The sequence below is a fragment of the Clostridium sp. HV4-5-A1G genome, assembly GCF_900184915.1.
GTDB classification, from domain to species: domain Bacteria; phylum Bacillota; class Clostridia; order Clostridiales; family Clostridiaceae; genus Clostridium_B; species Clostridium_B aromativorans.
The window spans coordinates 1-8986 of record NZ_FXYI02000150.1; the positions used below are offsets into that span (position 1 = coordinate 1).

Consider the following 8986-nt stretch of genomic DNA (forward strand, 5'->3'; position numbering starts at 1 on the left):
TATATATGTACAATATATTATACATATATATATTATAACATATAATATCCAGGAGGGAATTGATTTGAAAGATTTTAATTTTATAATAGGGAAAAATTTAAACAGCATAAGAAAACAAAAAAATTTAAGTCTGGATAAAGTAGCTTTACTAACTGGAGTCAGTAAGGCCATGCTGGCACAGATAGAAAGGGGAAATTCTAATCCTACTGTGACAACCTTGTGGAAGATAGCTACAGGTCTCAATGTTTCATTTTCTTATTTTATGGAAGAAAAATCTCATGAAGTTACTTGTGTAACTCACGATAATATTAAACCCATAATTGAAGGTGACGGGAAAATGAGAGTGTACCCTCTCTTCCCCTATGACAGCAAGAGAAGATTTGAAATATTCAATATTGAATTGGAACCGGGATGCAGCCATCAATCTCCTCCACACAATGATGGAATAGAGGAATATATTATTGTCAATAAAGGTGAAATGGAAATGATAATAGGAGATGATAAATATAAATTGAAATATGGTGATGCCATAAGATATATGGCCAATAAAGCCCATTGCTATAAAAATATATCAAATACTTTAGCAAGCTTTCAAAATATAATTTACTATTTTAAATAATTGGCTGCATCCTCAGTGTATACTTATTTTTTAAAATAAATTGTATGCAGAAATTGTCTGCCGGCGGAGGTCTTGAAATATTTTTCATCCATAAATTCTATGTCAGGTTTTTTAATGTTGTCTTCATAGGCATTTACCAGAAAATCACTTTCGATTAATATCTGTAAATCTATTTTGTCAATTTTATTGTAACTGTGGTGACTGCCTATTAAAAAGCATATTCTGTCAACTACATTTTTATCTATGTCAATGTCTTTAAGCAATTTTCTGGCTATGGGAGGCCCTTCAATTTCCTGATAGTTTCCCGCTGAACTGTTGTATTTTTTCTCGCTTTCTTTAATTCCTATATCATGCAGTATGGCGGCTATTTCCAGTATAAGCAGGTCATTTTTATTTAACCCTTCCAGCTCACCTATGGTTTTACTGAAGCCGTAGACTTTTAGAGCATGATTTATTCTTTTAGCATCATTTCCAAAATAAGTTATCATTTTTTTCATGATATGGCTTGTTATGTTCATGATAATTTCCTCCTTGTGGTTTATATTCTATTGATTTTATTATAATATTTTTATAGTGACAATGGTATCAAATTTAAATAACCCTATGATAATATATTAATGTATTCTTGTTAAGTAAAAATATGGAGGACGCCGATATGAAAAATATACTGCTTGTAGAAGACGACAGATCCTTGAACAGAGGAATCAGTTTTAAATTGGACAGAGAAGGCTATGGAGTATTTTCGGCCAGAAGCATAGAAGAAGCAAAAAAAATACTGTATGGAGAAAGTGTCGATCTTATGATCCTTGATGTAGGACTTCCAGATGGAAATGGATTTGATTTTTGCAGTGAAATCAGAAAGAATAGTAATTTGCTCATTATATTTTTAACTGCCTGTGATGAGGAAGTAGATATTGTAACAGGACTTGATCTGGGTGCAGATGATTATATCGCCAAACCTTTCAGCCTCATGGTACTGATGTCGAAAATAAATGCCTTGCTTAGAAGAAACTGTGATAAAGGAGGAAACAGTAAAATCATATCTGGAGATATAGCCTTCTATGTAAATGATATGAAGGTATTGAAAAAGGGGAAAGAATTGTTTCTGAGCAGGAATGAGGTAAAACTTTTGAAATATTTAATGGATAATTCAGGACAAATAATAAGTAAAGATCAGCTTTTGGATAAACTTTATTCTATAGACGGTACCTTTATAGATGAAAATACCATAGCTGTAAATATAAGAAGGCTCAGAGAAAAAGTAGAAGATGATCCTTCAAATCCTCAATATATAAAAAATGTCAGGGGAATAGGATATGTATGGGCAGAGAGCTGTGCAAAAATATGATTGAATATTTAAAAGAAAATCCATTATTTAAAAGAGCGTTTATAACAGTTGTTTCAGGTACCATGCTTATTTCCATGGCTGTCTGCTTTTTGCATTATTATATGATAAACAAGATCTATGTAAATCAGATGAATTCCACAGTACAATTGGTGGGATCTCTTGCAAGATCACATCCAGAAGATGAAGTGGAAATTGTAAAAACCATTCTGCTAAAAAAGTACAATTCTGAGGATTTAAATTATGGTGAGAGCATCATAAAAAAATATGGATATGATGATGAAGTCAAAGCCTGGAACGATGCTGCATTTAATAAAAATGTATATGATATGGCAATTGACGATCTGGTTGTGTTTATACTGGCTCTTGCTGGAGGCATATGTATTTTTAGATACTGCAGTCTGAGGATTATAGAAGAACTTGAGGAAATTTTAAATGTAGTTGATAAAATAATAGACGGCAAATTTTCCATAAAGGCTGATAATGATAAAGAGGGGATTTTATCTAAAATATATTCAGGGCTTTATCAAATGACCAGAATACTTGAGCTGAATATAAATAAGCTGGACAGGGAAAAGGAAAATATAAAGTCCCTTGTTACAGATATATCACATCAGATTAAAACACCTTTGTCCTCCATAAAACTCTTCAACTCCCTTCTAATAGAAGATGAAAATATGAATACAGATGAAAGAAGAGAATTTTTACATACTATAAAAGAAGAGGTGCTAAAGTTAGAATGGCTTACAGGATCTCTTATAAAGCTGTCAAGGCTTGAAGCAGGCATGATCACATTTAAAAAAGAGAAAAAATCCATAAAGGATACAATATATAAATCCATAAAGGGGGTATATTCAAAAGCACTTCATAGAAATATAGAGATAGATGCTGAAGATATTCATGAGTATTTTGTTTTTCATGATCCCAGGTGGACCAAGGAGGGCATAATCAATGTGCTTGAAAATGCTATAAAATACACGGATTCGGGTGGAAAGATCAATATCAGTATGATTGAAACGAATTTTTTTATAAGGATCGATATAGAGGATAATGGAATAGGTATACCAAAGAAAGATTTCAACAAGATTTTCAAAAGATTTTATAGGGGAAATTCCAGGGTGGTTCAGGAATGTGAAGGATCCGGAGTTGGACTGTATCTTACCAGGAGGATACTGGAGCGGCAGGGTGGAAATATCATGGTGGATTCAGAAGTGGGGAAAGGAAGCAGGTTTAGCCTTTTCTTACAGAAGTGTAAGTGAGTTTGAAAGTCATATGTAATATTGCCATGTTATGATCTGTGTATCAAATGTAAAAGAGAGGTAATAACATGAAGGTATTGGAAACGAAGTCTTTAAAGAAATACTACGGTAGAGGTGAAAATTTGGTCAAAGCTGTGGATGATATAAGTTTTACTGTACAGGAGGGAGAATTTATTGTAATAGTAGGTACCTCGGGATCGGGAAAAAGTACGTTGCTTCATATGATGGGTGGACTAGACAGGCCTACTTCAGGAAATGTGTATATTGGAGGAAGAGATATATTTTCAATGAAGGAAAACGATCTGGCCATATTCAGAAGGAGGAATATAGGTTTTGTATTTCAGGCCTTCAATCTTGTGCCGGTTTTAAATGTATGGGAAAATGTGACGCTGCCCATAGGTCTTGACAATAAGAAGGTGGATGAAAATTATATAAGAGAACTTATGGAAACTCTAAACATATATGATAAAAGAAATTCACTTCCCAATACACTTTCAGGCGGACAACAGCAGAGAACCGCCATCTGCAGGGCACTTGCCATCAAGCCCTCCATAATGCTTGCGGATGAGCCTACGGGAAATCTTGATTCCAAAACTGCCCAGGAGGTTATGTCGCTGCTTAAAATGTCAGTAGAAAAATACAATCAGACACTTGTAATGATAACTCATGATGAAAAGATAGCCCAGATGGGTGACAGAATAGTTGGAATAGAGGATGGAAAAATAAGGGCAGGTGATATGTAAAATGAACTGTATATCAAATCTGGCCAGAAAAAATTTAAAATTCTCAAAGACTAAAAATATTCTTGTCATAATAACCATAGCACTTGCTACATGTCTCATAACTGCCTCCGGTATAGTGATCTACAGCATTCAAAATATGGTAATAGCTTCCACCGAAGAACAATCCGGAAATTATCATGGAATCTACAAAGATGTGAATGAGAGGCAGATTGAAATATTGAAGAACAACATAAAAATTGAAAGTGCAGGAGAATACATTCCATTTGAGAGTGTAAAGAGAAAAAATTCCAATTATCCGGACATATCCTTAATTTACGCAGATTCCAAAGCAGCAGATATGACAAATATTAAACTGGAGAAGGGTAGGCTTCCACAAAAAAGCACTGAAATAGCCCTGGAAAAATGGGTACTTGAAAAATTAGATGTAAAAAGTGCTTTAGGGGAAACCATACATATTGAATATGGAAATACCTCTTTAGCTGCAGACTTTGTACTAAGTGGTATATTGAAGGACAGTACAATGCACAAGCAGCAAAACTTGAGTACAGGGCTGGTGTCAAAAAAATTTGTATATGAAAACTTGCCAAATGTAAAAAAGGACTGCTTTGTAAGGATAAAAAACCATAGAGACGTGGAAAAGAGTATCACTGACGTAGGTCATAGTATTGGGATAAAAGACAAAAATATAATCAAAAACTCCATGTATATAGATGCCTCAGGAGGAGATCCCATGATGCTGGCGGCGTTTGCCGTGATAGCAGTAATTGTTGTTCTGACGACAGTGGTGGTCATATATAATATATTTTATATATCCGTTATTGAAAGGATAAAACAGTTCGGGCTGCTTGCAGCAGTGGGAGCCACCAGGAAACAGATCAGAAAGATAATATTCAGGGAGGGACTTCTGCTGTCTGTGGTAGGAATTCCACTGGGCATTATACTTGCCCACATTGCTGCTTTTATGATTGGATATCTTTTTTCACAGATTTCTAATATAAGAATGAAGTCCTCTCCATACATTGTGATTGTATGTGTATTTATAAGTCTGGCTGCAGTGGCAATCTCTCTTATAAAACCAGGGAGGCTGTCTTCGAAGATATCTCCTGTAGAATCTATGAAATACAGCGGTGTAAAAATAAGTTCCAGTAAAAAGGAGAAGGCTTCATTAAAAAAGATATCCATAGCTAAAATTGCACGGCTGAATCTGTGGAGAAATAAGAAGCGTACGATTATGACCATGCTTTCTCTGACCATGAGCGGAGTTTTATTTATCATAATGTGCAGTGTTTTAAAAAGCATGAATGTAGACAATATGGTCAAGCATGATTTTAAATATGAATTTGATCTTTCGGTTACAAATACCTACGGAAGTCCATTGAATAAAAAATTGATTGATGATATAAAAAGCATGGATGGAGTGAAAAATGTCTATATCAAGAAAAATACATTAAATGTTTTTGTAGACAATGCACGCAGCATTCTATATGGATATGATGATTATATGCTGAACAGGTTAAATAAGTATCTAATAAGAGGGAATATATCCAGCCAAAATCTGAAAAACAGAGATGAAGTTCTCATAGTGGGCAGAAAAAATCAAAACGGCAGCGTTACCTGTAAATACAAGGTTGGGGACAAAATCCCTTTTTCAATCAGGAAAGAGGACAGCAGCGCCAACTTGAGAGAGGTCATGAATAAAGAGTTCATCGTAGCAGGTATATTAAGTGACAATATTGCAGGCTCCGGCTGGATTGTGGGAGGGTATGAATTTATAACTCATGAGGATGTATTTACAAAGAAAGAATTTAAAGACAGCCTGGCAGATAACAGGGACAACAAATTAACTGACATTTATATAGATATAGACAGCAGTAAATTTGAGACCATAAAAAGCAGGCTCAAAGCCATAGTAAATAGGGACAGCAGGATAATGTATGAGTCAAATACGGACTGGAAGAAGGAACTGGAAAATCAGTTTATGGCAATAGAGATAACAGCAATGAGCTTTACGGGAATAATAGCCCTCATAGGAATTTTGAATCTCATAAATACCATGATTACAAGCATACTCACAAGAAAAAGAGAGTATGGAATGCTCCAGGCAGTGGGGCTGTCAAACAAACAGCTGAGACAGATGCTTCAGATAGAGGGCATGTACTATGCTGGTATAAGTTCTTTACTGTCGGTGATTTTTGGAACCGGTCTTGGATACTTCTGCTTTAAACTGTTTAAAAAGGCAGGAGCGGATTATGCAGAGTATGAATTCCCTCTGATATCTATACTTGCAGTTATTGTGGTGTTTATTTTGCTGGAAATACTGATAACCTATCTTATTGAAGGAAGATTAAAAAAGGAATCCATAATTGACAGAATCAGGTACAGCGAATGATAATATAAAATGATTCTTAGGCAACTGGTATTACTAAATTTATTGATTAAAAATAGTAGTCACTATTTGCAGACAGGGCTACTATTTTTTATTGCTTTAATTGGTATTATTTTATATATTTAACATATCATTGACTAAAGTTATTTATATATCTTATATAGATGAGCTAATGTGATATAATGTCTATAAGTAAAAGTAAGTTTTATGATATAGCAATAAATGGAAAAACAGGAGGATAAAGAGTGGAAAAAAGACCTAAAATTAAAATCCATTATTCGATTTATGAAATAATAATAGAACTTATTAGTATTATATATAGAAAGTAAGAAATATACAAGCAGTATTCCAATAAATTCTGAAATAAAATTCACTAAATAGTGGAATTATAAAAATATAATAATTCTGACTATAGGATTGTGGACAGGAATGAAAAAAGTACATGATAGAATAAATTATTATGCTGAAAAATCAGATTTTGAAGAAGTCAATCAGGCACTGAAAAATAACTCAAATAAGAGAATGCATATAAGATATATTGTTATACTTAACTATCTCCAGGGATACAAGCTTAACGAGATTGCCTATATGAACAATATATCTTCTCAAACTGTAGGTGTATATGTTAAAAAATATAAATCGTCTGGATTAAGTGGTCTGGTTATTGGCAAAAGCCCGGGAGCTCCCCGTCATCTAACCAATGCCCAGGAGTTAGAACTAATTAAAATAATTACAACCAGAACCCCCGATGAAGAAGGTTTTACCGCAAGAAAAAACTGGGATACTACGATAATAAGGAAGCTGGTAATGAAACTTTATGGTGTTTCCTACTGTCAAAGAGGAATGCTTGAAGTATTATACAGAAATAATTTAAGTTTCACCCGTCCAACATATTCTTTGAAAAAAGCTGATGAATCAAGACAAAAAGAATTCAAAGACCAGTTTGAACTTTTAAAAAAAAATTAATGAAAGGTCATATAGATTATATTCTTTTTGAGGATGAATCAATGATTCGGGATTACCAGGCCATAGCAAAAATATGGTTTATAAAAGGCAGACAGCGCATTATTCCTACTACTGGTAAGCATAGGGGAGTAAACTTTTAGGTGTATTAAACTATGAAACTGGACAAGTATATTGCAGTGAAGACGAAAAGTATGATGCTGAAGTATTTCTTAAATTTCTAAAGGAAATTGTACAGCAGTATCCTTCTGGAAAGATAGTAATGATCCTGGATAATTCTCGTATTCACCACGCAAAACTTATACAGCCATTTATGGAGGCAACCCCTCGATTGAAACTTGTATTTCTTCCACCATACAGCCCACAGCTTAACCTTATTGAAGGTCTGTGGAAGTGGCTTAAATCTGACATTATAAATAATGTATTTTATCCCACAGTAAAAGAAATAAGGACAGCTGTCAGAGAGTTTATTAAACGTATCAATTTATCCAACTCAGAGGTTATTGACAGACTTTGTATAAAGCTTTGAACCATTTTTACTTTCTATATAGAGTAAAAATATTCTGGTTTTATTTTATTTAAAAGTACTATAAACCACCATTTATGGTACAATTGATTAAAATGATCGGGAGGGTTAATAATATGAATTTTTTAAAAGATATTATAAGTCGGGGTATATTTTTATTGATTTCGGGGCTAATCGTATACATTTTAACTTCAAAACTAGGATTTGAGCACAAAGAATATAATTTTAATGATCCAAGAAAATCCGGATTACATGCTTTTGCTGCAGTTTTTATAAGTATTTTTTTAATTACGCTTATAATATTTTTTGTAAATTATACTGGTAAATCAAATACTGATATACAGACAAGTGTAACTTATAATTTTTCTACTGTTCTGTCAAATGCATTATTGTATTTAATAATTATAAGCCCTATATTATTAACAAAGAAATTTTTTAAACAATCATGGGCAAGTACAGGGGTGTCAAGGCATAATCTGAAAAAATCAATTGGTATTGGTACAATCTCAGGTATTATATTTATAATATTGTCGCTATTTTATATGAATATAAATGTCGATAAAGTAATAACTCATTTAAACATTGGCCATTTTTGGGCGTTATTAAACTGTGCTGTAATTGGATTTTCTGAAGAGTTCATATTTAGGGGATATTTACAAACCCGTTTGATTGCATGGATGGGAAAAAACAAAGGATGGATGACTGCTTCTGCTTTAATGGCTTTAATGCATTTACCTCAAAGAATTTTTATTGGGAAAATGACTTTAACTGAAACCCTTACGAGTATGTTTGGTTTAGTTTTTTTCAGTTTGTTCTTGGGATATATGATGATTAAAACTGAAAATGTCACTGCACCATCTATATTTCATGCTTTATATGATTGGGGATATACACTAGTTTAGTTTTAAAGTATATAAAAAAATGGGTATTTTTCTATGCTCGCATAGTTAAAATATTGAAATTTTAACTATAACGGCAAAAATAAATATACCTACTAAGATTAGCAATATTCCATCGGATTTTTTATTTTGTTTATAAAAATATATTCCATTTAAAATTTGAAAAATTCCTACTGGCTTTTTATATTATAATAACATAAATGCTAGTTTCCAGCTTTAGTTTTTTTACATAAAAATATCTTTTTT

At 33.0% G+C, this 8986-nt stretch carries 7 protein-coding genes and 1 pseudogene; 7 read left to right on the top strand and 1 reads right to left on the bottom strand.

Annotation, left to right across the window (positions count from 1 at the left end):
- Positions 1-64: 64 nt before the first annotated feature.
- On the top strand, positions 65-619 hold the full coding sequence (locus J5G60_RS14055) for a helix-turn-helix domain-containing protein (RefSeq protein ID WP_106010993.1): 555 nt from the start codon (positions 65-67) through the stop codon (positions 617-619).
- 23 nt (positions 620-642) lie between these two features.
- Here the strand turns inward: J5G60_RS14055 and J5G60_RS14060 are convergent, their stop codons facing one another.
- Positions 643-1137, bottom strand: coding sequence for an HD domain-containing protein (locus J5G60_RS14060; protein ID WP_378062883.1), 495 nt, complete (start codon positions 1135-1137; stop codon positions 643-645).
- A 137-nt stretch (positions 1138-1274) separates the two neighbouring features.
- Between J5G60_RS14060 and J5G60_RS14065 the strand changes: the two genes are divergently transcribed.
- From J5G60_RS14065 to J5G60_RS14090, 6 genes and pseudogenes are all read left to right on the top strand, one after another.
- Positions 1275-1967: a response regulator transcription factor gene (locus J5G60_RS14065; protein WP_150358670.1), complete on the top strand. Its 693-nt coding sequence runs from the start codon at positions 1275-1277 to the stop codon at positions 1965-1967.
- Positions 1940-3223, top strand: coding sequence for a sensor histidine kinase (locus tag J5G60_RS14070; RefSeq protein ID WP_150358671.1), 1284 nt, complete (start codon positions 1940-1942; stop codon positions 3221-3223). The genes J5G60_RS14065 and J5G60_RS14070 overlap by 28 nt, the downstream gene beginning before the upstream one ends.
- A gap of 68 nt (positions 3224-3291) precedes the next feature.
- On the top strand, positions 3292-3966 hold the full coding sequence (locus tag J5G60_RS14075) for an ABC transporter ATP-binding protein (protein WP_150358672.1): 675 nt from the start codon (positions 3292-3294) through the stop codon (positions 3964-3966).
- 1 nt (position 3967) lies between these two features.
- Positions 3968-6355, top strand: coding sequence for an ABC transporter permease (locus J5G60_RS14080; protein WP_150358673.1), 2388 nt, complete (start codon positions 3968-3970; stop codon positions 6353-6355).
- Between the two features lie 426 nt (positions 6356-6781).
- Positions 6782-7844: pseudogene (locus J5G60_RS14085) on the top strand (IS630 family transposase).
- A gap of 113 nt (positions 7845-7957) precedes the next feature.
- Positions 7958-8743 (top strand): CPBP family intramembrane glutamic endopeptidase, encoded by a 786-nt coding sequence (locus tag J5G60_RS14090; RefSeq protein ID WP_179978167.1) that lies wholly within the window; start codon positions 7958-7960, stop codon positions 8741-8743.
- Positions 8744-8986: the final 243 nt, after the last annotated feature.